The sequence below is a fragment of the Lacisediminihabitans sp. H27-G8 genome (genome assembly GCF_046156175.1).
GTDB lineage: Bacteria > Actinomycetota > Actinomycetes > Actinomycetales > Microbacteriaceae > Lacisediminihabitans.
In genome coordinates, this window is sequence record NZ_JAYLVL010000006.1 from 147,017 (window position 1) to 171,620 (window position 24,604).

Genomic DNA, 24,604 nt, shown 5'->3' on the forward strand with positions numbered 1-24,604 from the left:
CGGGACGGTTCCGGATCACGGCACCCGGTCAGTGGATCAGTACCTTGAGGGCGTCGTGTTCTGCCGCGTGGCCGAAGACCTCGTAGGCCTCGATTACCTGGTCGAAGCCGAATTCGTGCGTGACGAACTTGTCTGCCGGGAGCTTGTGCTCGGCGACGAGTTTCAGGAGCATCCCCAGCGTATTGGTGTTGACCAGTCCCATCGAGATGTCGATGTTCTTGATCCACAGTTCGTTGAGCGCGAGCTCGACGGGCTTGCCGTGCACCCCGATGTTGGCGACGTGGCCGCCGGGTCGCACGATGACAGTGGCCATGGTGAAGGTCTCTGGCACTCCCACCGCCTCGATCGCGACATCCACCCCGAGTCCGTCGGTGAGAGCGAGCACCTGCTCTTTCCAGTCCGGGTCACCCGAGTTGACCGTATCGGTGGCTCCGAAGTCCTTCGCGCGAGCGAGCCGCGCGTTGTCGAGGTCGATGGCGATGATCTTCGACGGACCGTACAGGCGCGCGGTCATCACCGAGGAAAGCCCTACCGGGCCCGCGCCGATCACCGCCACCACATCGCCCGGTGTGACCTCGCCGTACTGCACGCCGATCTCGAACCCCGTCGGCAGGATGTCGGAAAGCAGGATGCCCTCGGCATCCGTGACCCCCTCCGGCACCTTGTAGACCGAATTCTCGGCGAACGGCACGCGCACGTACTCGGCCTGGGTGCCGTCGATCATGTAGCCGAAGATCCACCCGATGCCGGCGATCCCCTCCGGATTGAGACAGTGGCTGTAGAGACCCTTGCGGCAGTTGGAGCACTGGCCGCAGGAACTGACACAAGCGAGGATCACGCGGTCTCCCACGGCGAGCTGGCTCACACTGCCGCCCACCTCGGTGATCACTCCGATGCCCTCGTGACCGAGGATGCGACCCACGGCGACCTCCGGTACATCGCCCTTGAGGATGTGAAGGTCCGTGCCACAGATCGTGGTCGCCACCATTTTCACGATCACATCGGTCGGAGCGAGGATCACCGGGTCCGGCACATCCTCCCAGCTCTTCTGGCCGGGACCTTTGTAGACGAGGGCTTTCATGGGGGTGACCTTCCTGTAGTTTCGGTACCCCCGAGTCAACGCCGGTGATCGACCGGTGGCAGGGCCGAAAGTCCCACGGGTCCGGCCGATCCCCGAGGAGTCTCGGCCTCCTCTGATCAGCGCTCTCCGAGTCCGCTCCCAGCGGACCACATGCCGCCTCGACGGCTAGCGGTACTCCGGGTTCGCGTCGAACCCGAACCGCTCCCCCGCGTTCCAGGCCTGGCGCAGGTTGCCGACCGCGGGGATGCCCCCGGCGTCCTTGAGCATCCGCGCGAGGTGCAGCAGGTTCCAGGTCATGAACGTCGTGTTGCGGTTGGTGAAGTCGTTCTGTGGTCCGCCGGATCCCTCGTCGAGGTAACTGGGGCCCGGACCGACCTCCCCGATCCAGCCGGCATCCGCGGCGGGCGGGATGACGTAGCCGATGTGCTGCAGGCTGTAAAGGATGGACATCGCCGCGTGCTTCACGCCGTCCTCGTTGCCCGTGATCAGGGCTCCCGCGGTCTTGCCGTAGAAGACGTACTGGCCGCGTTCATTGAACATGCCGCTCATGGCATAGAGCCGTTCGATGAACTTGCGGGTGATCGAGGCGTTGTCACCGAGCCACAGGGGGCCCCCGATCACGAGGATGTCCGCGGCATCCACCAGCGGCCATACCTCATCGAGCCAAGCGTCGCTGGCCCAGCCATGCTCGCGCATGTCGGGGTAGATGCCGGTGGCGATGTCGTGATCGATGAAGCGGATGCTGTCGACGGTCGCGCCCTGCGCGCGCATGAGAGCGATACTGCGGTCCAGCAAACCCTGGGTGTGACTGAGCTCGGGACTCTTCTTCAGGGTGCAGTTGACGTAGAGGGCCTTGAGGTCGCTGTAGTCCACACCGTTTTCACTGGTCATGCCGTGATGCTACTGCCGTGCTGGGGCTGCCGACCTTACAAAATCGTGACGCTCGAACCGCGTGGTCAGCGCTGGGTCGCGACGTACACGGTGTTGGAGGAGACGCCGGAGGTCAGCGGATTGTCGAAGTCGACGACGTGGGCGACGACGTCGCCGAAGACGACCGACGCCCGCGCCAGGAACTCCTCGTCTGGCGGGTCGTCAGACCAGAGGGCGAAGATGCCCTCGGGCTTCAGGTGGCGCACCAGCGCGCGCATCCCGTCGACCGTGTAGAGGTCGGCATGGCTCGGATCGAGCTGGTGGCGCGGCGAATGGTCCACATCCAGAAGGATCGCGTCGTAGCGGGATCCATCGGGCTCGCGTCGCATCAGGGCGAAGAAGTCGTCGTGCAGAAGGCTGGTGCGCGGGTCATCCGTCAGCGTCACCGAGACGGGGAGCAGTCCACGCCGGTGCCAGTCGATCACGGCGGGCAGGGTGTCGATCACGGTGACCGTGCGCACCCGACTGTCCGCGAGGGCGGCGACTGCGGTATACCCGAGGCCGAGTCCGCCGACCAGCACGTCGAGATCCGTCGGTGCCTCCACCGCCGCGAGCCCGAGCGTCGCGAGCTCCTCCTCTGCCACCGTGAACAGGCTGGACATGAGGAACTCCTCCCCCAGCTTCACCTCGAAGACGTCGACGCCGAGCGTCGGTTCGATACGCCGGCGCAGGCTGAGGTCGCCCATCGGCGTGGGCTGGAAATCCAGCTCCTCGAAACGCAGGCTCATGGGCATGTCCTCTCCGGTTGCCGGGAGCACGTTTCGTGCGACCAGGCTGTTCTCACCGTAGCCTGTGACCCATGGCCAGAAGCATTGCAACCAACACCCCCGCCGACCTCGCCGAGATGCTCGAGTTCGTGCGCTCGCGGCACCGGATGCTGCTGGCCACCACCCGCTCCGACGCCAGACCGCAGATCTCGCCGGTCGCGGGCGGGGTGGATGCCGAGGGGCGGATCGTCATCTCCACCTACCCGGCGCGGGCCAAGACCCGCAATGCCGAACGCGACAGCCGGGCATCCGTCCTCGTGCTTTCGGACGACTGGGATGGCGCCTGGATCCAGGTCGACGGAGACGCCGAGGTGTTGCATATGCCCGAAGCATCCGACGGTCTCGTCGACTACTTCCGGTGCATCGCGGGCGAGCATCCCAACTGGGACGAGTACCGGGAGGCGATGGTGATCCAGGACAAGTCCCTGATTCGCATCACTCCGACCAGATGGAGCCCGATCGCCACGGGCGGGTTCCCGGCAGACCTAGCCGAGCGGCTCGACGCGCTCTAGAATCCGTTCAGAACCGCACCGACGAGAGGGTGATCCGATGCCCAGATTTACCACAGTGCTGCTGCAGACCGGCAACAATGTCGGCATCGTGATCCCGGACGAGGTGATGCAGCAACTCGGAGGAAAGCGCGTGCCCGTGGTCGTCACCCTGAACGGCGGCTACAGCTACCGCAACACGACTGCGGTGATGGGTGGCCTGAACCTGGTGGGCCTGAACTCCGAACACCGGGCGGCATCCGGATTCGGCGGTGGCGAGACCGTCGAGGTCACGATCGAGAGAGACGAGGCCCCGCGCGAGGTAGACGTGCCGGAGGCGCTGGCGGCGATCCTGGCGACGGATCCGGAGGCCACCGCGGCCTGGGACAAGCTGCCCTACAGCCAGCGGAAGGAACACGCCCGCTCGATCTCGGAAGCCAAGGCTGAGGATACTCGGGCACGTCGTGTCGCCAAGACGGTGGCCGGCTTGCGCGGAGAGTCCTGATCCCTGGCCGGTGTATCAGGCGGTGGACTGTGCGCTCCTGTCTTGAGAAGCCTCGCTGAGGCTTGCGCCAGACAGTCATCGCCTCGGCGCTCCCGATTGTGAAGGGATTGTGCCGTGAACACCAGATCCGCCGCCTTCGTCGTCACCGCCGCCACCGCGGTCCTTCTCTTGAGTTCGTGCTCAGCCGTCGCCAGCGTTCCCCGCAGCTCGCCGGACGCCGCATCCGTGCCATCCGTCGCGCCGAGCGCCCCGGAACAGCCCCGCGCCAAACGGGCGGACAAGGTCGAGAACATCGATGTCTGCTCGGTGCTGCCGTTGGAGACCGTGGTCAGCGTGACGGGGCGGGCGTTCACCCGGGCCTCGTCCGGCAATGCCGTCAAGGATGGCATCCCGCTCGCCGCGTGCGCCTATGAGGGCGCCGACCAGGATCTGGCCTCGATGCTGGTGATGTCGGTGTTCGTCTACCCGGCCGGGGGTGCAGCCGCAGTCGACTCGTACTGGAAGAACTTTGGCGGAGGCACTTCGCCGACGCCGATTCCCGGCGTCGGTGATAGCGCAGAGAGCAGCGGTCACGACCTCGTTGCACGCTTCGGGCAGCAAGTGATCGCGGTGGTCGACGGCACTCATGGCGCCTACGCCGACGACTTCACCGTCGACAAGCGCGCGGTACTCGTGCAGGCGGTGCACGACGGACTGTAGGGTCGTGTCGTCGACCGCCCCCGGGCACCTCACAACGCGCGGGTGAGTGGCAACATGGTCACCACGAAAAAGAAGACTCTCATGCCCCGGTACGCGGTCCTCATCTTCACCCCGAACACTGCCGACAGCAACGAACCGAACACGGCCGAAGGTGATGCGCACGGCGCGTATGCGAACGAGCTCATCGAGTCGGGCGCTATGGTCGCGGCGTTCGCCCTTCACCCGACCGCCACGGCGACCTCGATTCGCCGTGAGGGAAAGTCCGACGGCCCCTTCATCGACGCACCGGATGTCTTGGCCGGCTTCTACGTGATCGAAGCGCCAGACCTGGATGCCGCACACGAGATCGCCCGGCGCAATCCCATCCTCGAGCAGGGCGGTGGCGTCGAGGTGCGCCCGGTCGAAGGCGGGTTCATCGTGGATCGCGCACCGGGGGCCTGACCGAGCCAGGATACCCATCGGGCGACGCCGAATCCCCTGTTCCTACGAAGCGCGCCAATGCCCCACGCCGGTGACGACAGCCACTCCGGTTCTGGTCGGCAGGCTCACCGCCGAGCGCCTTCGGTGGCGGGCATCGCTGGGCGTATCCGCACATTCGTCGCCCGCTCTCGGGAAAGGGCACTCGAGTCGGAGTGTCGGCACGGGCTTCTAAACTCTGAAGCTGCAGAGGCCGACTGCTTCCGAGGGGAGAGCCGGTGGGCACCAACAGGCGATATTCGGATGCGATCGACCGGCAGCAGCACGACCGCGTCAACGACATGATCATGCGTGACTCCACGCCATCCAGCCTCACGGATCCCGAACTCGAGCTCGACCGCTTTCCGCTGACGCGCACCCCTGTTCCGGAGCGCGTCCGGGTGTGGATCCGGTACCGTGACGCCGCGATACGAATCGACGCGGAGCTCATCGCCTGGACACCGCGAGCGTGCGCCGTGCGCTGGAAAACCTCCACGGGCGAACAACACAGGGCCTGGGTGTGGGCCTCGGCCGTGGAGAAGCTGGGCTGACCGCGACGGTGGTGGGGCGGAGTGGCTCGCTGTTCCTCTCCCGGATCCGAATGCACCTGCAGTCGGTGAACGACGGGCCCGCGCCTCTCGAAGGCGTCAGCCACACCTTCCCAGGGTTTCGGGACTTTCTCGACCGGTTTGAACTCCCCCGTACAGTCGCCTCGTCGAACCGATTTCGAAAAGGTTAATACTGCGGAAACAAAACGATGGCTTATCTGAAATACAACTGATATATCTATTGGCTACCAAGTTTTCCCGGTTGTGTTCCCGTACATAAAGGAGAGTTCATTCCCATGACTGACAGTCGTTCCGACAACAAGGCCGCATCCCCGCACGGGCTACAACGCGGAGTCCTGACAATCCCCAACGCCATTGCCCTCTCGGCCGCGGCTATGGCTCCGGTCCTCGCGGTCGTACTCAACGCCCCCGCAGCCGCCGCCGCCGCTGGCGCCGCACTCCCCCTCTCATTCCTCATCGCCTTCATCGCCTGTGCCCTCGTTGGCAATACCGTCGTGCAGTTCGCAAGAAAGCTGCCGTCCGCTGGGTCCTTCTACACCTTCAACCGCGCCGGCCTCGGCCCTGCGGCCGGCTTCTTCACCGGATGGCTGTTCTGGATCGGGTATGCGATTCTCGCCCCCGGACTCTTCACGGCCTTCGGAGCGTTCGTTCATGACTATGTCCTCGCAACTTTCGGTGCGGACCTCCAGTGGTGGATCTTCAGCCTGATCGCGATGGCCATCGTGTTCGGCCTTTCCGTGCGCAGCATCAAGGCATCGGTGAACGTCGACCTCACCCTTCTGGTCGTCGAGGTGATCGTGTTCCTCATCCTCGGGATCGTCGCCATCGCAACCGCCAAGTCGGGGAACAGCCCCACGTACTTCCTCACCTCCGCGGCGCCCACCGGCTTCGCAGGGGTCGGGCTCGGCGTCGTCTTCGGCATCCTGTCGTTCATCGGATTCGATGCTGCCGCCACTCTGGGCGAGGAGACGAAGAACCCGCGCAAGAGCATTCCGTTCGCCATCACCGGCGCGCTCGGCGCAGTGGGCATCTTCTACGTGCTCATGATGTACGCACTCGCTGCCGGCTACGGACTCAACGATCCGGCGAAGATGGGTGCATTCCTCAAGGACCCGAACCCCTTCGTCACGCTGGCCTCGAACGTCACTCCCTGGCTGCTGCAGCCCATCGAGCTTGCTGCGATCGCCGGCCTCTTCAGCTGCTTCCTTGCCATTCACAACACCACGGTTCGCGTGATGTTCTCCATGGGTCGTGACCAGGTGCTGCCTGCCTCTCTCGGTCGCATCCACCAGACGTGGTTTTCGCCGCTTCGCGCTATCGTCGTGCAGTCGATCTTCACGATGGTGATTGGCATCGGTGTCGGTATCTGGCTCGGTCCGGGCGCGACTGGCGCCTACGGTTTCACCGGGACCATCGGAACCGTCGCCATCGTGATCGTCTACATCATGAGCAACATCGCCCTGGTGAAATATTTCTGGAAACTCGCTGAGCGGAAGATCATCACGCATGTGATCGTGCCGGTCCTTGGCGTGCTCGCCCTGCTGTATCCGCTCTACGCGGTTGCCAACCCTGCCCAGTCGTACCCGTTCAACCTCGTCCCGATCATTGTGCTGCTGTGGATCGCGGCCGGCGTGGTGCTGTACTTCTATTACAAGGCGAAGTCACCGGAGAAGATCGCCGCACTCGGCTCCTTCATCACCGAGGAAGACCTGCCGGAGGGCGAACAGAACGCCGCACTCCAAACCGGTCGTGCGCCCTCGGTGCAGCATCCCACGGTCGCTGAGGAAGCCGCCAAGCACCCGGAGACTACAGGAAACTGAACCATGATCAACGTCGACGGCAAGGCCGTCTACACCGAGCTCGCTGAACTTGTCGATCCCGCGCACACCGCGCTGCTTCTGGTCGACATGCAACGGGATTTCATCGATCCGGACGGACTGTTCGGCGAGCTCGGAGTCGACCTCAGCATGTACGAGGAATCGCGACCCCGACTGGCGGCGCTCCTCGAGAGCGCCCGCCAGTCGGGCGCCCTCGTCATCCACATCCAGAACACGTCGCTACCGGACCGCATGAGCGACTCTCCCGCGCAGATCCGCTTCAACCTGCGGATGCATGAGCACGCGCGTCGCAACGGACCCCCGCTTCGCTACACCGTGCCCGGCACCGCCGGCCACGAGTTCGTCGCGGAGTTCCAGCCGATGGCCGGCGAACTCGTGGTGGACAAGTACCGATCGAGCGCGTTCTGGGGCACCAACATGGAGATGCTGCTGCGAAGCAACGGTGTGGAGACCGTGGTGATCGGCGGATGCACCACCGAGGGCTGTGTCGAGTCCACAGCCCGCGACGCCATGTTCAACGACCACTATGTGGTCATCGCTTCCGACTGCGTTGCAAGCGACGACCCGGCACAACACGATGCGTCCATGCTGCTGATGCGTCACCGCTTCGACATGGCGACGGCCAGCGAAATCGCGAATGTCTGGGTTTCGCCGCGCGGTGCCGAGCAATCCATAGACGAGTAAGAGGAACTGAATATGAAGAAGCTTGAGGGTCGCGTTGCGGTGGTCACCGGCGCCGCGTCCGGCATCGGTCGCGGCATCGCCGTCGAATTCGCTCGCGAGGGTGCCGACATTGTCGTCGCCGACCTGGTCTCGCTGGATGAGGCAGCCGCGGTGATGTCAGAAATAGCCGAAGCAGGTACTCGCGGCGTGTTCATCCGCACTGACGTGAGCGATGAAGCAAGCGTGCGAGCGCTCGCGCAGCGCGCGATCGAGGAATTCGGTCGCGTCGACATCCTGGTCAACAACGCCGGTATCTTCACCGAATCGCTGCTCGAAGACATCTCGGTGGAGGACTGGGACCGGGTGCTGAACACCAACCTGCGCGGCACCTTTCTCTGCACTCGGATGCTGATCGGGCAGATGCTCGAGCGCGGGGACGGCAGGATCATCAACATCGCGTCGCAGCTCGGTCAGATCGGCGGGACCTCTGTTCCACACTATGTCGCCAGCAAGGCGGGCATCATCGGTCTGACCAAGGCACTGGCACGCGAAGTCGCTGGGCGCGGCGTTTTGGTGAATGCGATCGCGCCGGGACCGATCGAGACACCGTTGCTCGACCGCGAGACTGAGGAGTGGCGAAGCGGCAAGCTCGCAGAGTTGCCCATCAAACGATTCGGTCGCGTCGATGAGGTGACGCCGACGGCTGTTCTGCTGGCCTCGGCGGACGGTTCGTACTACGTGGGCCAGACCCTCGGACCCAACGGTGGAGACGTGATGCTGTAGGCGATCGCCTGCCGCAGAGAGAAGCATGCCAGTGAATATCAGTGAAGTAGTCAACGCCGCCCACGAGGCCGGAGTGAAGCTCATCCGTTTCGAATACTGCGACGTAAGCGGGGTCGCCCGCACGAAGGCTGTGCACGTAGCGCAACTCGAACACAAACTCCTGGAAGGGGTGAGCCTCACCAGAGCCCAAATGTCCATCAACCTGTTGGAGCAGATGATCCCCATCGATGGTTTCGAGCCGATTGGTGAGATCAGGCTCGTGCCCGACCCCTCAACTTTCACGGTGCTGCCCTGGGCTCCCGGAAGCGCCAGCGTTCTCTGCGACCAGCTCGGTCATGATCGGCTCAACTGGGGTGCCTGCGGCCGCTCGTATCTCAAGGACATGATCCAACGCGCCGCGGGACATGGCATCCAGGTGCAGGCCACCTTCGAGAACGAGTGGTATCTCGCAACAGAGGTGGACGGGGAGTACATCCCGTTCGACCTCCACGATCACACGCCGGTCTACAGCGCCATCGGGCACGACCTCAACAATGACCTGATGATCGAGACTGTCGATGCACTGGAGGCACAGGGCATCGAAGTTGAGGCGGCGATCAACGAGTACGGTGCCGGCCAGCAGGAGATCTCCATCCGTCACTCCGGCGCCCTGACGGCAGCGGACAACCAGATGAAGTTCCGCGACACGGTGCGCGGAGTCGCCCTCCGGCGAGGACTGCTCGCCTCGTTCGCACCGAAGCCCTATCCCGACCAGATCGGAAGCGGCGCTCATCTGCATTTCAGCCTGTGGGACCTGGCGGGAAAGAAGAGTCTCCTCTACGACCGGGACGCCGAAGGGGGCCTGTCGAAGTTGGGCCGCCACTTCATCGCGGGTGTCGCCGAGCATCTGCCCGCGCTCGTCGCGCTGACCACCCCGAGCTACAACTCCTCGCGCCGGCTGAAACCGAACGCTTGGGCATCGGCGACGACAGCATGGGGGTTCGACAATAAGGAGGCCGCCTTACGTGTGTGCTCACCGTTCTTCCAACGCGAAGAGCAGAGCTACAACATCGAGTTCAAGACCTCGGATGCCAGTGCCAACCCGTACCTCTCGCTCGGTGCGATCATCGCTGCAGGCCTCGATGGCATAGAGCGCGAACTGGATCCGGGCGATCCGAGCGAGCACGACCCTGCCTACCTGTCGGCGGAGGATCTCCGGCGCGGCAAGGTCCGCCCCCTGCCCACCTCGATGTCTGCCGCACTCGACGAGCTCGAGGCAGACGATTTCCTCCTTGGCACGCTCGGAGATCTTCTCAGTCGCTGCTATGTCGGCGTTCGTCGCTCCGAAGCGGAGGCATTCGCCGCCGAAAGCCAGGACTTCGAAATCCGCAATCACTTCTACCGATTCTGAAGCCATGACGACATTCATCGACCTGTCCGATGTTCCGGTCATCGACAATCACTGCCATGCTGTCGAGGCTGTGCAGAGCGCCGACCCGGTTCTGTGGCGCGCGCGCTTCACCGAATCCCCCGATCCCGCGATGGGCGCGGGGCACGTGCACCACACCGCGTTCTACCAGAGACTCATGCGCCGGGCAGGAACTTTCTACGGGATCGCATTCGAGCAGGAGGATGAAATTCTGAGGCACCGCGAAAAGCTCGGTGCGGCGGCGCTCGTCGGAAGCCTGTTTCGGGATGCGCGCATCGGCGGTGTCGTGATCGATACGGGTTATCCGGCCCCAGACAGGGCGATGAGCCCCTCTGCTCTAGTGGACGCGAGTGGTACCGAGTACGTGGCACTCCTGAGACTGGAGGTCGAATTTCAAAAGCTGATCGTGCTGCACGACGACTTCGACGCCCTTGTGTCGGCGGTCGGGGACCTGGTTTACCAGCTGCGCGCCAAGGGATTCGGCGGCTTCAAGAGCATCGCAGCCTACCGAACCGGACTCGCGATTGAACGGTGGGACGACGCCTCGGTCCGGCACGCCTTCGGTAGCGCGCGAGCCGAAGTCGCCTCATCGGGGAACGTGCGCCTGGGCTATAAACCGCTGCTCGACACACTCCTCCACATCGCGTTCGAAGCGGCTGCGGAGCAGCGCCTGCCCGTGCAGTTCCACGTGGGCTACGGAGATCCCGACGTAGATATCCGCCAGGCGTCACCGCTGGAGCTGCGTGCCCTGTTCGAAGAACCGGCCTATCGCTCGATGCCCATCGTGATGCTGCATGGGTGTTGGCCGTATTTTCGTGAGGGTGCGTATCTGGCAGCGGTGTATGGCAACGCCTACCTTGATGTTTCCTATTCCATCCCGTTCCTCTCGAGGTCCGAGATGACATCGATGACACGGGCAGCCCTCGGTGCCGCTCCTTTCAGCAAGGTGATGTACAGCTCCGACGGGGTCGGAATTCCCGAGATGCATTGGATGGGAGCGATCGAGGGTCGCCATGCGATCGGAACGGTGCTGGGAGAGATGGTCGACGCGGGCGAGCTGGACGAAGACGCGGCCGGTGTTGCCGGACGTATGATCCTCAACGTGAATGCGGCCCGTCTCTATGGGCTCACGGAGGCGGCGCAGTGAAGCATCTCGAGGGAAAGCGCATCTTCGTAACCGGCGCCGGTGGTGCCCTGGGAAGAGCGAGCAGTCTGCTGTTCGCCCGCGAGGGAGCGGCGGTCGCGGTTGTCGACATCAGTACCGAGGCAGCCGAAGAGACGCGACGGCTGGTCGAAGCTGCGGGAGGTAGCGCCGTGGCAATCACCGCCGACGTGCGCGATGAGGCACAGGTGCGGGATGCCGCAACCACGGCCGCGAAGGAGCTCGGCGGAGTCGACACGCTCTTCAACAATGCCGGGGTGATGCCCCATCAGGACGAATCGTTCCTCGACGGCGATCTCGACCTCTGGCATCTCATCAGCAGTATCAACCTGGACGGAACGATGCTCTGCTCGAAGCACGTCGTGCCGCACATCGTCGCCGCCGGCGGAGGGGCGGTGCTCAACATGAGCTCGTTCCTCGCGGTGCTGGGCTGCTCCTTTCCCCAGGACGGCTACGCTGCGAGCAAAGGTGCCATCAGCTCCCTCACCCGATCGATGGCCGTGCAGCTCGGACCGAAGGGCATCCGCGTCAACGGCATGGCACCGGGGCCCGTGCTCACCGAACATGTCGAGCAGTTCTTCCCCGACCCCGAGGCCCGCCGTGTGCGGTTGGAACGCGTGCCGCTCGGCCGCTTCGGGCATCCTGACGACGTTGCAGGGCTCGCGAGCTTTCTGGTGTCGGATTCCGCAGCTTGGATCACCGGTCAGGTCGTCGTCCTCGACGGCGGCATTTCAAGCAACTACCTGTAACAGCGAAGGGCTCTTTTCATGTGTCGCCTGCTCGGCTTCGTCTCACTACGTCCCACCACCCTCAAAGAACTCCTCGGTGAGGAGGAACTCGCAGAATTCACCGAGCTCTCGCTCAAGCACGGTGATGGGTGGGGATTCGCGTGGGCGACAGCCACCGGTGTCGAGGTGCAGAAGGCTCCGGATGCGGCGCGGGAGAGTGACCTGTTCGCGACGGTCGCCGCTGAGCAGAAGGCGCAGCTCGGCGTGCTCCACCTGCGCTGGGCGACCCTCGGACTCGGTGTGGTGCCGGAGAACACTCATCCCTTCACCGACGGGCGGATCGCTTTCGCTCACAACGGCTCGATAAAACCGCCCGAATCGCTTGACCCGTTCATTCCCACCGATCTCGCTGCGCTGCGGCGGGGCACCACCGACAGCGAACGTTATTTCCTCGCGATGTTGGGGGCTGAGCGTCTCGGAGACTCGTCTACGGCACTCGAGCGCACGGCAGCTCGCATCGCCGAAGAGTGCGTTTTCAGCAGCGTTAACGCCATGATCGCTACGCCTGACACCCTCCAGGTCATCAACCTGTTCGACCCCGTCGCCGAAGCCCGCGAGGCAGAACCTCACTACTACCGCATCGGCTATCGGGTCGACGCAGACTCGGTCGTTGTCTCCTCGAGCGGCTGGGGCTCGGGCTGGACGTTCCTCGAAAACGGGGAAACGCTCACCGTGGACCGAGCAAGCTGCGAGGTCACGATACGCCGCGCAGTGGATGCACCGGTGGCACCATGACGTTCGACGTGGACGGAGTCGAACTTCGCGCAAGCGAAATCGCCTACAACGAACTACTCGGACGGATCGTCGACTTGCGTTTACCCCCGGGCTCCGTGATCAACGAGAAGGCGATGGGCATGTCACTCGGGCTGGGGCGGATGCCGGTGCGCGAAGCCATCGCTCGACTCGCAACCGGACGCTTTCTCACCGTCCTTCCTCGCCGAGGCGCGGTCGTCAGTCCGATCGGCCTCGCCGACGTGCTCGATATGTTCGAAGCGAGGGAGGCGATCGAGTGCGGTGTCGTCTACATCGTCGCCGAACGCGCGACCACTGAGGAGCTGGCGACGCTGCGCGACCTCGTCGCCCGCGCAGACAGTGCCCGAACGGGCACCGATCACGAGACATACCTGCGCACCGACCACGCGGTGCACGCCTACCTCGTGCACATGGTGCACAACGGATTGCTTCAGGATGCCGCAGACCGACTACTGCTGCACAACCTGCGCTTCTGGCACCTCTACTGGTCGAACCGGCCAGCCCAGCCCTCCACGATGATGTCCCACACCCACCTCGTCGAAGCGCTCGAGGCACATGATCCCGAGGGCGCCGCTCGCGCCATGCGGTGTCACCTCGTGGCATCGCGGGCTCTCGTCCAAGAGGCGTTCTAGAAGACGTGCCCGATACCCATCCACAAACCGATCCGGAGCGACCATGAAGATCAGTGAGGTGCTGGCGGTGCCGGCGAGAGCGGGATTCTTCGCCGATGATCAGGCGGCCATCCTCGGCGGTGCGAAGCGTGATGGCGCTGCCTATCTGGGGAACCCGGTGACACCAGGGTTTCGATCGGTGCGACAGGCCGGCGAGGCAGTGTCGGTACTGCTTCTGCTGGATGACGGTCAGGTCGCCCACGGAGACTGCGCCGCGGTGCAGTACTCGGGTGTCGGAGGCCGAGATGCCGTGCTCGACGCGAAACGAGCGGTAGAGGTGATCATCGACCAGGTGGCTCCGCTACTGGCTGGCAGTGAGCTCACGGACTTCCGGAGCATGGCTGCAGCCATCGACGACTTGGTCGTCGACGGGCATCGGCTGCATACGGCGATCCGATACGGCGTGACTCAAGCGCTCCTGGATGCAGTGGCCCGGGCCCGCGGTGTCACGATGGCCGAGGTGGTTCGTGACGAATACCAGACTGGCGCCGAGATCCTGCCGGTGCCCATGTTCGTGCAGTCGGGAGATGACCGCTACGACAATGTCGACAAGATGATCTTGAAGCGGGCGGATGTTCTGCCACACGGCCTGATCAACAACGTCGATGCAAAGCTCGGCAGCGATGGGCAACTTCTGGTGACCTATCTCACGTGGGTTCGCAATCGTGTGCTCGCCCTGCGTGACAGCGAGGATTACGCGCCCGACCTTCACCTCGATGTGTACAGCACCATTGGCGTGGCCTTCAACAACGACGTTGAGCGCGTCGCGGACTACCTGGTGTCCCTCGGAAAGGTGGCGGTCCCGTTCCGGCTGCGCGTCGAACATGCGATCGACGGGGGAAGCAGGGACGGCCAGATCGCCGTTTCCTCGGCGCTGCGTGCGGCGATCCGAGCGCGCGGCAGCGATGTTCAGATCGTGGTCGACGAGTGGTGCAACACCCTGGAAGACATCCGGTTGTTCGTTTCCGCCGGAGCGGCGGACGTCATCCACGTGAAGACGCCGGACCTCGGTGGTGTCAACAATACGATCGAGGCTCTGCTACTCGTGGCTCGCGGCGGGCTCCTGGCGTACTGCGGAGGCACATGCAATGAAACGGATCGGTCCGCCCAGGTGAGTGCGAATATCGCTATGGCGTGCGCCGCGAGCCAGGTGCTGGCAAAGCCAGGAATGGGCGTCGACGAGGGCATGATGATTGTGGGCAACGAGATGACACGTGTCGCCGCGCTGGTGGCCGCCCGATCGGCGCGAATGGCGCGGGCACTGTGAAACCGCTCGAGGATCTGCGGATCGTCGCCATCGAGCAGTACGGGGCCGGTCCATTCGGAAGTGTGCACCTCGCCGACCTCGGCGCCGAGGTCATCAAGATCGAGGACCCGGGCTCCGGTGGCGACGTCGGGCGTTACGTGCCTCCATACCAGGAGGGCGAAGACAGCCTCTTCTTCGAGGCATTCAACCGCAATAAGCGAAGCATCAGCCTCGACCTCACCACGACGGCAGGGCGAACCGTCTTCGAGGACCTGGTTCGGGTCAGTGACATCGTCTACTCGAACCTCCGCGGTGACGTGCCCGCGAAGCTCGGCATCACCTTCGATGACCTGCGCCATCTCAATCCCACTATCGTGTGCTGTTCGCTCAGCGGTTTTGGCATGACCGGGCCACGCCTGGCCGAACCCGGCTACGACTACGTTCTGCAAGGCATCGCCGGGTGGATGGACATCACTGGCGAGCCATCGGGACCGCCGACCAAATCGGGACTGTCTCTGGTGGACTACTCCGGCGGACTCGTCGCCGCCATCTCGATGCTCGCCGCTGTGCATGCCGCCCGCAGAGACGGGGTCGGCACCGATTGTGACATCAGCCTCTTCGACACTGCAGTTTCGATGCTGACCTACCCGGCGATCTGGTCTCTCAATGGCGACTTCACGCCGACACGAACTCACCATTCCGCCCATCCGTCGCTGGTTCCCTTCCAGGCGTTCGAGGCGAGCGATGGCTGGATCGTCATCGCCTGCCCGAAAGAGAAGTTCTGGAAGCGACTTGCGACAGCGATCGGGCGTCCGGACCTTGGCACGGCCGAGAGCTACGGCACGTTCATCGCGCGGCGCGTGAATTCCGACACGCTATTGCCGCTGCTGGATGACATCTTCGCCACCCGCCCCGCCTTCGAATGGCTCACGAAGTTGCGCGCGGCCGGTGTTCCCTGCGGGCCGGTAAACAGCGTGTCCGAGGCCCTGGCCGATGCACAAACCGACGCGCGCGGGATGATCGTCGAGACCGAGCATCCGCGGTTTGGAACCGTGCGCCAGGTGCGCAGTGCGGTGCGAGTGGGAAGTGCGACCCCGGAGTATCGGCGGGCACCGCTCCGGAACGAGGACGTTGACTATGTCCTGCAAGACGTGCTGCGCTACGACGAGGGGCGCATCGCCGAACTGGCGGCACAAACACGGAATGAGGAGGCGTCATGACGGTTCGTGAAGGGTGGAGCGGCAGGTTCTTCGAGGACTTCGAAGTGGGTGATGTCTACGAGCACGGACTCGGGCGCACGATTACCCAGGCCGACAATATCTGGTTCACCCTGCTCACTCAGAACACAGCGCGCGTGCACTTCGATGCCAATTACGCAAAGCAGACGGAGTACGGCCGGCCTCTCGTCAATTCGACCTTCACGCTCGCTCTCGTGACCGGGCAATCGGTAAACGACGTGTCCTACAACGTGATGGCGAACCTGTCCTGGAACGATGTGCAGTTGCCGAACCCCCTGTTCGAAGGCGACACCGTCTACTCCTCGAGTGAGGTACTGGCGGTCAGGGAGTCGCGGTCCCGACCCCAAGTGGGCATCGTCACGGTACGGACTCTCGGTGTGAACCAGGACGGCACGCCGATCATCACGTTCGAGCGGACGGTGATGGTCTACCGACGCGGGTTCGGGCCGCTTCCGCGACCCGTGGGCACACTCCCCCAGTGAACTCGGCGCCGGTTGTCCACGCACACGACCGGCGATCCCTCCTGACGCGCGTGGAGGTCCCTGTGAGCGATGAGGGCGCAGGGTGGTGCACAGCCGACGACATCCGCTGTCTTCTCGAAGCACGCCCCGAGGGACTGGACCCCCATCCGATCGCGCCGTTCACGGCGCACTCGAGAAGATGGCGCTGGTGCTCGGAACCTCCCTTGGTCGGCTCGACCAGCGAAAGGGCTCACGCTCGATGGGCGGAATCGGACCCCGCTGGCCGAGCTGTCGAACCCCTTCTCAGCGCGCGAAGGTGACGTGGATGACCCCGCTCTCGGCCACCTCGGAGGTGACGGTGTAGTCGCGCTCCAGCTCGCGCAGATCATCCCAGAGTCGCACTCCCCGACCGAGGACGATCGGACTGATCGCGACGTGCACGCGGTCGACGAGGCCGGCCCGCAAAAAATCACGCGCGACGCCGGCTCCCCCGCCGACCCTGATGTCGCCGTCGCCGGCATGCTCGCGGGCGCGAGCGAGCGCATCCCGGGGCGTGGCGGCAACGAACTCGAAGCGCGTGCCGTTGGCGAAGTCGATGGCCGGCCGTTCCCGGTGGGTCAACACGAGCACGGGAACACGGAACGGCGGCTCCTCACCCCACCACCCGCGCCAGTTCGGGTCGTGCGGAAAGGCATGGAGCCCGAACATCCCCGCTCCCATGATCTCGGCGCCCACCGCGTCGAAGTAGGCGCTGGCATACCAGTCGTCGATGCCGGTCGTCCCCTCCCCGGTCGTGTCGTGCAGCACACGCTGCCGAAAGGTCTTGGTGCCCATGTATACCTGCACCAGCCGTCCCCAGTCGGCGCCCATCGGGTTCTCTGGCGTCTGGTCGGCCGGCGCGACGACGCCATCGAGAGACAGGTTGAGGTCGATTCGTACCGCCATGAGATCCCTCCGAAGAGACTGATGTGGTCAGCGTACACATCCACTCCCTGCGCTGCGGAGGTCGAACAGCGCCATTCAGATGAATCGTTCGTCGCAGTGACGATCGGATCGACGACCGCCAACGCAGTCGCCCGCGTCCTTGTCCGGGGAACCCGCTTCAACCGCGGCTGCGCCCCACCGGCACGGCCGTCACATCGCAGCCTGCACCTGCCCAGGCAACCCGGGGCGATGCGCCGGAACCGGCGCCGGGGACCCCGCTGTAACCGCGCCATAAATGCGAAATGACTGCCAAAAAAGCGCGGCAGTCATTTTGCATTTAGTGGGCTGTACTAAGAACCTCTGCCGGACCGGAAACACGGGGGTCCTTTCTCCGGCTGAAATGCCTTTTCCTCCGCACGACCCGGCAGCTTCCTCTTTTCAATAAACCCAGTGATCGCTAGCGAGGACCTCATTAGCCAGCCATTTGGCGTCCCCTGGCAGCAGCGTTACGTCTGCTTCGAAAATGGTGGCCCATTGGCCCGCTCGATCGTATCGACGACAGTCCATCGGCCCTATCCCGGCGCCTCGTCGGAGGGGTATGGTGAGCCGACCCAGACCAGCAGACCGAGGGCCTAGTCAGGTAGACGAGGGAGAGAACAGATGAACATCCTGTTGATAATCGTGGCCATAATTGCGGTCGTGCTCTTGATCACCGGAGGCTTTGTGCAGTCCCTCAATTTCCTGCTCTGGGTCGGTGTGGTGCTGTTGATTCTCGCCGTCATCGCGTTCCTGATTCGAATGATCTCAGGACGGCGAAACGTCTAACCTCCACGCGTACTAGATCGATCACACGCGTACTAGATCGATCAGTTGTCCAAATTGGGGAGCCAGTAGAAATTCTTGCCACGCTTGCGCATGCGGAACTGACTCCCAGCGATGCGCGCGGCGCCAGGGTCGTCCACCTCGATCTGTTGCGCGAGAGACGAGCAGCAATGCCATCAGCAACACCTGAATCGCCGCTCTATCTGACCATCTGGCATAGCCTGCTACACCTCCTCGTGGTGGCGCACATCCCCACCTAGGCGTCCAAGTGCGAACGATAAGATCGCCATACGTCTTCGGCTACGGAACCTGGGTGCATCATCGTCGTCGAATCGATGGCGGTCATTGTGGTGTGAGGCACTACTCCATCAGGCGATGGCTCCCCTGGCATGGGTTAGGTATATTCCGCCCGAGCACGCTCCAAAATGAAGTTGCTGCGGTTTGTGCAGCAAATTTGTGCGCGCTGGTGAACTAGCCGAGCATCCTTCAGAATTTGACGACATCGAGGAGATGCGCGCGATGAACTTAATCGACGGCTCTGCAGCCGGGACACGACTCGACCGGGTGAGCGTTCGCGGAGCCCGCGAGCACAACCTGCGCGCCGTAGACGTCGACATTCCGCGGGACGCCCTCGTAGCGTTCACCGGCGTCTCAGGATCGGGCAAGAGTTCGCTCGCCTTCGGCACCATCTATGCCGAAGCGCAACGCCGATTCTTCGAATCAGTCGCTCCCTACGCGAGGCGCCTCATCGACCAGGTGGGTGCACCCGACATCGATTCGATCGAAGGCCTCCCACCCGCGGTCGCCCTTCCGCAGCGCCGAACCGGCGGCTCTGCACGTTCGACTGTGGGGAGCGCGACGACGGTGGCCAACGTCGTCCGCATGCTGTATTCCCGCGTAGGGACATATCCGCTCGACGCCCCAATGTTGTTCGCCGAAGACTTCTCCGCAAACACTGTCCAGGGCGCTTGCCCCGGATGCCATGGCATCGGTCGGATTTACGACGTGCCCGAGGAACTCATGGTTCCCGACGACTCCCTGTCGATTCGCAACCGGGCGATTGCGGCCTGGCCGACCGCCTGGCACGGCAAGCAGCTCCAGGACAGTCTGATATCTCTCGGATACGACATCGACGTGCCCTGGCGGGATCTTTCCAGCGACCAGCGGAACTGGGCCTTGTACACGCAGGAGTCACCGCAGGTGCCCGTGTTCACGGACCGCTCTCCCAGCCAGGTGCGCGAGGCCGTGGCATCCGGGGCGGAACCGCGCTATATGAGCAAGTTCCTCGGAGTCAAACGCTATGTCCTGGAAACATTTGCGAACTCGAAGAGTGCGCGAATGCGTCAGAAAGCTGCTGAGTTCATGATCAGCGTCGCGTGCCCCGTCTGCGGCGGCAAGCGGCTCAAGCCGGATGCCCTCGCCGTCAAGTTCGAAGGCGCCGACATCACCGAGATCTCGAGGATGCCGCTGGAGGACGTGGCTCGCTTGATGCAACACGTCCTCCTCCCTGAGTGGAGGTCGACCGAGCAGTCCGAGGACGAGTATCTCCCTCCGGAGAAGCGTCTCGCCGCACAACGGCTCGCATCCGAGCTGCTGGGACGGCTGTCACCGATCATCGACCTCGGCCTGGGCTACCTGACGCTCGACCGCACGACTTCCACCCTGTCGTCCGGGGAACTCCAGCGCATGCGGTTGGCAACTCAGGTCCTCTCACGCCTCTTCGGAGTGGTGTTCGTCCTGGACGAGCCTTCCGCCGGGCTCCATCCCGCCGATACCGAAGCGTTGCTTCGCATTCTCAGAAACCTCAGGGACTCTGGCAACACCGTCTTCTACGTCGAACACTCTCTCGACGTCATCCGGGAGGCTGACTGGATCGTCGACATCGGTCCCGGCGCCGGCGCTTCCGGCGGGACCGTCGTCTATTCGGGAAGGATCGACGGCCTTCGTGAGGTGAAGGAGTCCGTGACCCGTCGCTACCTCTTCGGCGGCTCCAACTCGGCTCCCGATCAACCCCGTGAGCGCCGGGTCGGCGACGGCTGGCTCACACTCCATAACGTCACGCGCAACAACCTGTCGGATGTCACCGTGGCCTTTCCCCTGGGAGCCTTCACCGCCATCACCGGGGTGTCCGGTTCGGGTAAGTCGACGTTTATCAATCACGGCATTCCAGACTTGCTCCGCGCGGACCTCGCCAGTGTCACGGGTGAGGCCGAGGGGGACCTGGAGACCACCTCGGAGGATCCGCTCGATTCGGCCTCGCCTGTGACGACAGCCGGCCGCGCTTCAGGCCCGGCCGATCGCGTTCGTCGGATCGTGCAAGTGACCCAGAAACCCATCGGACGAACACCACGGTCTAATGTGGCGACGTATACGGGCGTCTTTGATCGTATCCGCAGCCGTCTTGCCGCGACCCCAGAAGCGCGGCGACGCCACTACGGAGCCAGCAGGTTCTCTTTCAATCTCCCCAGCGGTAGGTGCCCGATCTGCAAAGGCGAGGGCATGATCGAGGTCGAGCTTCTGTTCCTGCCGACGGTGCATGCCCCGTGCACGGCGTGCGGGGGGACGCGATACAACGCGGAGACGCTGGAGGTCCGACTAGAGGGCAAGACCGTGGCCGAAATACTCGCGATGAGTGTCAGCACGGCGCGGGAGTTCTTCGATGAGGACAGCGACATCGTCCAGCACCTCGACGCGCTCCTGGACGTCGGTCTCGGCTATATCTCGCTCGGCCAGTCGGCCACAGAGTTGTCAGGTGGAGAGGCGCAACGCGTCAAGCTGGCGGCAGAGCTACGCCGCGCCCAACTGGGCGACACCCTCTATCTCCTCGACGAGCCGACCTCGGGTCTGCACCCGGCCGATTCCGATCGGCTCATCGGGCACCTCCAACGCCTCGTCGACGGGGGAAACACCGTGATCGTCGTCGAGCATGACATGCGCGTCGTGGCCGAGGCTGATTGGGTGATAGACCTCGGACCGGGAGCAGGAGACGCCGGCGGACAGGTGGTGGCCAAGGGGACACCGGAGGAAGTCTCAGTCAACGCAGCGAGCCGAACAGCACCGTTCCTAAAAGCCGCGCTGGTCAATCGAGGTCAAGGCTAAGTCGGGGCTGGAATGCAGGATGCGGCTACTCCGGGTTTGTGGACGAATCGATGCCGCCACATGAACGCGGTGGCACAGGATCGAACAATTGTTGTCAGAATTGTTCGGAGTTCACGCAGCCTGTCAGGACCTTCGGAACATTCCAGTCGCGGCGACGAAAATCAAAAGAATAGAAATATGCTCGGACTATGCCCTCCAGTGAAACGCAAATCGACAACGGCGTTTTTCGGGTTACCAAGTGGACCATCCCGCCCGGTGACGAGATCCCGATGCACGTGCACGACTATGACTACGTGGTCGTTCCACTTGTAAGTGACACGATGCACGCAACAAACGCCGATGGCTCCGAGCTTGATGTAGATCTGCGCATTGGCCAGAGTTATGCTCGCCCAGCTGGAGTCGAGCATTCGATCGCGAACCGGGGCACGGCCACGATAATTTTCGTCGAAACTGAGAAGCTGACGTAGGCCAGGCGCGTCCAAGACCTTGGGCGCAGCCGTCTTGGCTCGGATAATGGCGCTTATGACAAGTAATTCGTCGACGGCGGGGTACTACCCGCCGAGGTTGTGCGCGGCATTCAGCTTGGCGATCTCGTCATACCAGTATCGGGAATTGGTGACCGAAACCCCTTCGGGGCTCGTCGAGTAGGGGTATGCGACCTCGTGCAAAAGCTCCACGTCGGCAAGGTCCAACACCAGCCGTGTGGATGCCTTTCCCGATTGCGCCAATTCTGTGGCAAGGCGACTGGGAGACGAATACCAACGGAACTTCCAATGGTCGCCCTCGCAGTTGAGATGAAGGAACGTGTCACCGCGAAGAGCCGGCGCGAAGACGAGCGCGAACGTCTTCCCCGCCATCGTTCCTTCGCGCCGATCGGCTGATAGAGCCCTGGTTCCACAGCTCTCACATTGATCTTCCTCAAGCCCGTGGATGCAGTCCGCCATGACCCCCATCCTGCCAGAATGAGTCCGACCGTCAGAGAATCGACGAGTCGCCGCCACGGAACACTTCGGGCAAAAGCACTGCTGCCGACAGACTTGCTCCCCGAATTGGGACTCTGCTCCCAATGCCATGCGCGCTATGTTCAGCCAAGGAATGGAGGCAACACGTGGTTGAGTCAACGCAGAATTCACAGGTGCCAGCTGATGGGTTGAACAGCCACCCTCGCCGTCGAACTGTGCCATTGGTGGCAATGATTTGGGCCGTAGTCGCCACTCTCGTCCTTGGGACGGGCGCCACCGTCAGCGTCTTCGCCGCAACGAAGCGAGCGGACGAATTGGAGAGAGCAGGTGCGCTCGGCACCGCTATTGGACAGTCTTATTCGGACGCAGAAAACTACGTTCAAGGATGCCGGGACGACATAGATGCGCTGGTCGACGACCTCCAGTCCGCGCAGGACTCCTACGAATCTGCCCGAGGATCGGTCGACGAATTCTTTACCAGCGGCGACTATCTTGCTGGGGACGTGAGCACCCTCTATAACGATCTCGGCGGCGTTGACGCCGACATGTCCGGGCTCAGTTCAATCGATACCCTCGGCGAGTGCGACCCGGCTGCATTTTCTCTAACGAATTAGATCCGAGGCCCCATCCCCACACTTCGTGGAACGAAGCATGTTCAATCCCGGCTCTTCAGCAGCGTCCGAGCGTGTGGCGAGCACGATCGATAGGTTCACGGGTCAGACGCAGCTCGACTAAACGGAGGTCAAGTATCGCCCTCGCGATCACGCGGGCGAAGTCTTCACCATGTTTGGCATTGTCTCTTGATTTGTTGACTCTTGGTTCGAAATGCAAGCGAACAACGGTGAAGCGCAGATGGAGACGGACCAATCGCCCCCGCTAACGTCGAGTGGCATTTTCAATGCCACCAATGGATGCACTTCATGCGGCCTTCTGTGCTGCTAAGGACCGGTACGGTACGTGAACGCATAGGCAGCATCCCGGACAAGCAGGAAAAGTTAGTGACGGACCTCTATGGGATGCTTGACGCATGGCTGACCTGAGCAAGCTGGACCCTAAGAAGTTCGTGCAGACCATCTTCGACAAGTCCTTGACCGCGCAGCGACCGCTCGCGCTCAAATACGTCGCGCGGCTGCGCCGTGTCCACCCAAACATGAGCCCGAGCGAATTGGTCGGCGTGGTGAACGCTTGGTATCTAACGACGGTCACGGCCACGGGCGCTGCCTCGGGCGCGTCGGCCTTCGTACCTAACGCCGTGGTGCAGATTCCGGTCGCGGTGGGCGACCTCGCGACGTTCCTTGAAGCGTCGATCTTCTATACGTTAACTGTGGCTGAGATTCACGGGCTGCACCCGGAGGACCTGGAACGTCGCCGTCTGCTCGTCATGGTGGTACTGCTGGGTGACAGCGCGCTCACGAGCACGACTAAGGGACTTCTCGGGCGGACTGTACCCTTCTGGGGCAAGCAGATAGTGGACAAGATTCCGATGACAACGATCAACGCTATAAACAAGGTGCTCGGGCCGCGCTTCATCACGAAGTACGGCACTAAGCAGGGCGTCCTAGTCCTGGGGAAGCAAATTCCGCTTGGCATCGGCATCGTGGTTGGCGCAGGTGGCAACCATACCTTCGGGTGGCTGACGATCCGCGCCGCTAAGAAGTTCCTCGGCGCTGTGCCCGCAACGTGGGAGCACATGGGCAGCCCTGGCGGGCTACCCACTGACTTCGAAGCCGAGCGCGCGACCCTGGACGCGGACGACGATATTATCGACGCCGAGGTGGTTGGCGATGAGCCTGAAGGAGCTTCCGCCATCTGACGGGCTTGCCGACGGCAACGAACCAAGCAGTCGAAACGAAAACCGCGGAACCCACGCTGCCGTGGGGTCACGCGTCCTCGATCTACGAGAGGGACTGCTGTCGGTTTGATTGACTCCTGATTTGTGAGGATTTCGATTCTCACGAAAGGATGTTCAGCATGCCGAAAGCATTTCCCCTGGAGTTCCGCCGCGACGTTGTTGCCGTCGCCCGGAGGAATGAGGCTCCGATCGCCCGGGTGGCGAAGGACTTCGGAATCTCCGAATCGTGTCTGCAACGCTGGTTGAAACTCGCCGATATCGAGGACGGCAACCGGCCCGGGGTAACCCAGGCTGATGCGGCCGAGTTGCGGGAGGCGAAGAAACGGATCCGGCTGCTGGAGCAGGAGAACGAGATCCTGCGCCGGGCGGCCGCGTATCTGTCGCAGGCGTCGCTCCCAAAATGATGTTCCCGCTGGTCCTCGAACTGGCCGTCGATCGG

Annotated in this window: 26 protein-coding genes and 1 pseudogene; 22 read left to right on the plus strand and 5 right to left on the minus strand. The window is 63.3% G+C overall.

Translation table 11 applies throughout. The annotated features are described in order from the left end of the window. Nucleotides 1-28: 28 nt before the first annotated feature. From VLI63_RS16675 to VLI63_RS16685, 3 genes are all read right to left on the minus strand, one after another. Complete coding sequence (locus tag VLI63_RS16675) at nt 29-1,081, minus strand: zinc-dependent alcohol dehydrogenase family protein (RefSeq protein ID WP_409157974.1); 1,053 nt, start codon at nt 1,079-1,081, stop codon at nt 29-31. A 165-nt stretch (nt 1,082-1,246) separates the two neighbouring features. Continuing rightward, nucleotides 1,247-1,972, minus strand: a complete 726-nt coding sequence (locus VLI63_RS16680; protein ID WP_409157975.1) for a flavodoxin family protein — start codon at nt 1,970-1,972, stop codon at nt 1,247-1,249. A 65-nt stretch (nt 1,973-2,037) separates the two neighbouring features. Further along, complete coding sequence (locus tag VLI63_RS16685) at nt 2,038-2,739, minus strand: spermidine synthase (protein ID WP_409157976.1); 702 nt, start codon at nt 2,737-2,739, stop codon at nt 2,038-2,040. A gap of 71 nt (nt 2,740-2,810) precedes the next feature. Here VLI63_RS16685 and VLI63_RS16690 point away from each other — a divergent pair, with 71 nt between their 5' ends. From VLI63_RS16690 to VLI63_RS16765, 16 genes are all read left to right on the plus strand, one after another. Further along, entirely contained in the window at nt 2,811-3,290 is a 480-nt protein-coding gene (locus VLI63_RS16690; RefSeq protein ID WP_409157977.1) for a PPOX class F420-dependent oxidoreductase, read from the plus strand. Between the two features lie 37 nt (nt 3,291-3,327). Continuing rightward, nucleotides 3,328-3,771, plus strand: coding sequence for a YdeI/OmpD-associated family protein (locus tag VLI63_RS16695; RefSeq protein ID WP_409157978.1), 444 nt, complete (start codon nt 3,328-3,330; stop codon nt 3,769-3,771). A 114-nt stretch (nt 3,772-3,885) separates the two neighbouring features. Further along, entirely contained in the window at nt 3,886-4,470 is a 585-nt protein-coding gene (locus VLI63_RS16700; protein WP_409157979.1) for a hypothetical protein, read from the plus strand. A gap of 54 nt (nt 4,471-4,524) precedes the next feature. Then, nucleotides 4,525-4,911 carry a YciI family protein gene (locus VLI63_RS16705; RefSeq protein WP_409157980.1) on the plus strand — a complete coding sequence of 129 codons (387 nt, stop codon included), beginning with the start codon at nt 4,525-4,527 and terminating at the stop codon, nt 4,909-4,911. Nucleotides 4,912-5,165: 254 nt separating this feature from the next. Beyond that, nucleotides 5,166-5,477, plus strand: coding sequence for a hypothetical protein (locus VLI63_RS16710; RefSeq protein WP_409157981.1), 312 nt, complete (start codon nt 5,166-5,168; stop codon nt 5,475-5,477). 293 nt (nt 5,478-5,770) lie between these two features. Then, nucleotides 5,771-7,315: an APC family permease gene (locus VLI63_RS16715; protein ID WP_409157982.1), complete on the plus strand. Its 1,545-nt coding sequence runs from the start codon at nt 5,771-5,773 to the stop codon at nt 7,313-7,315. A gap of 3 nt (nt 7,316-7,318) precedes the next feature. Beyond that, entirely contained in the window at nt 7,319-8,017 is a 699-nt protein-coding gene (locus VLI63_RS16720; protein ID WP_409157983.1) for a cysteine hydrolase family protein, read from the plus strand. A gap of 12 nt (nt 8,018-8,029) precedes the next feature. Continuing rightward, nucleotides 8,030-8,779, plus strand: coding sequence for an SDR family NAD(P)-dependent oxidoreductase (locus tag VLI63_RS16725; protein ID WP_409157984.1), 750 nt, complete (start codon nt 8,030-8,032; stop codon nt 8,777-8,779). 31 nt (nt 8,780-8,810) lie between these two features. Beyond that, on the plus strand, nt 8,811-10,169 hold the full coding sequence (locus tag VLI63_RS16730; RefSeq protein WP_409157985.1) for a glutamine synthetase family protein: 1,359 nt from the start codon (nt 8,811-8,813) through the stop codon (nt 10,167-10,169). A 4-nt stretch (nt 10,170-10,173) separates the two neighbouring features. After that, on the plus strand, nt 10,174-11,334 hold the full coding sequence (locus VLI63_RS16735) for an amidohydrolase family protein (protein ID WP_409157986.1): 1,161 nt from the start codon (nt 10,174-10,176) through the stop codon (nt 11,332-11,334). Beyond that, complete coding sequence (locus tag VLI63_RS16740) at nt 11,331-12,098, plus strand: SDR family NAD(P)-dependent oxidoreductase (protein WP_409157987.1); 768 nt, start codon at nt 11,331-11,333, stop codon at nt 12,096-12,098. The genes VLI63_RS16735 and VLI63_RS16740 overlap by 4 nt, the downstream gene beginning before the upstream one ends. 18 nt (nt 12,099-12,116) lie before the next feature. After that, nucleotides 12,117-12,872, plus strand: a complete 756-nt coding sequence (locus VLI63_RS16745) for a class II glutamine amidotransferase (protein WP_409157988.1) — start codon at nt 12,117-12,119, stop codon at nt 12,870-12,872. Next, nucleotides 12,869-13,522, plus strand: a complete 654-nt coding sequence (locus tag VLI63_RS16750; protein WP_409157989.1) for a GntR family transcriptional regulator — start codon at nt 12,869-12,871, stop codon at nt 13,520-13,522. The genes VLI63_RS16745 and VLI63_RS16750 overlap by 4 nt, the downstream gene beginning before the upstream one ends. Nucleotides 13,523-13,565: 43 nt before the next feature. Next, complete coding sequence (locus VLI63_RS16755) at nt 13,566-14,828, plus strand: methylaspartate ammonia-lyase (RefSeq protein ID WP_409157990.1); 1,263 nt, start codon at nt 13,566-13,568, stop codon at nt 14,826-14,828. Continuing rightward, complete coding sequence (locus VLI63_RS16760) at nt 14,825-16,027, plus strand: CaiB/BaiF CoA transferase family protein (RefSeq protein ID WP_409157991.1); 1,203 nt, start codon at nt 14,825-14,827, stop codon at nt 16,025-16,027. The genes VLI63_RS16755 and VLI63_RS16760 overlap by 4 nt, the downstream gene beginning before the upstream one ends. Next, nucleotides 16,024-16,527: a MaoC family dehydratase gene (locus VLI63_RS16765; protein ID WP_409157992.1), complete on the plus strand. Its 504-nt coding sequence runs from the start codon at nt 16,024-16,026 to the stop codon at nt 16,525-16,527. The genes VLI63_RS16760 and VLI63_RS16765 overlap by 4 nt, the downstream gene beginning before the upstream one ends. A 282-nt stretch (nt 16,528-16,809) precedes the next feature. On the opposite strand, the gene VLI63_RS16770 is transcribed toward VLI63_RS16765, so the two are convergent. Further along, complete coding sequence (locus tag VLI63_RS16770; protein WP_409157993.1) at nt 16,810-17,451, minus strand: dihydrofolate reductase family protein; 642 nt, start codon at nt 17,449-17,451, stop codon at nt 16,810-16,812. Between the two features lie 639 nt (nt 17,452-18,090). On the opposite strand from VLI63_RS16770, the gene VLI63_RS16775 reads away from it, so the two are divergent. From VLI63_RS16775 to VLI63_RS16785, 3 genes are all read left to right on the plus strand, one after another. Beyond that, a complete protein-coding gene (locus VLI63_RS16775) occupies nt 18,091-18,255 on the plus strand; it encodes a hypothetical protein (protein ID WP_409157994.1) in 165 nt (54 codons plus the stop codon). Nucleotides 18,256-18,762: 507 nt separating this feature from the next. Then, entirely contained in the window at nt 18,763-21,351 is a 2,589-nt protein-coding gene (locus VLI63_RS16780; RefSeq protein ID WP_409157995.1) for an excinuclease ABC subunit A, read from the plus strand. A gap of 188 nt (nt 21,352-21,539) precedes the next feature. Beyond that, a complete protein-coding gene (locus VLI63_RS16785; protein WP_409157996.1) occupies nt 21,540-21,818 on the plus strand; it encodes a cupin domain-containing protein in 279 nt (92 codons plus the stop codon). Nucleotides 21,819-21,902: 84 nt separating this feature from the next. Here VLI63_RS16785 and VLI63_RS16790 read toward each other — a convergent pair whose 3' ends face one another. Beyond that, the gene (locus VLI63_RS16790) at nt 21,903-22,208 is read right to left on the minus strand and encodes a hypothetical protein (protein WP_409157997.1); all 306 of its coding nucleotides are present in this window, start codon (nt 22,206-22,208) and stop codon (nt 21,903-21,905) included. A gap of 251 nt (nt 22,209-22,459) precedes the next feature. Between VLI63_RS16790 and VLI63_RS16795 the strand changes: the two genes are divergently transcribed. The 3 genes and pseudogenes from VLI63_RS16795 to VLI63_RS16805 form a co-directional block, all read left to right on the plus strand. Continuing rightward, nucleotides 22,460-22,927, plus strand: coding sequence for a hypothetical protein (locus tag VLI63_RS16795; RefSeq protein WP_409157998.1), 468 nt, complete (start codon nt 22,460-22,462; stop codon nt 22,925-22,927). Nucleotides 22,928-23,340: 413 nt separating this feature from the next. Beyond that, a complete protein-coding gene (locus VLI63_RS16800; RefSeq protein WP_409157999.1) occupies nt 23,341-24,126 on the plus strand; it encodes a hypothetical protein in 786 nt (261 codons plus the stop codon). A gap of 158 nt (nt 24,127-24,284) precedes the next feature. Beyond that, nucleotides 24,285-24,604: pseudogene (locus VLI63_RS16805) on the plus strand (transposase); the annotation flags it as partial.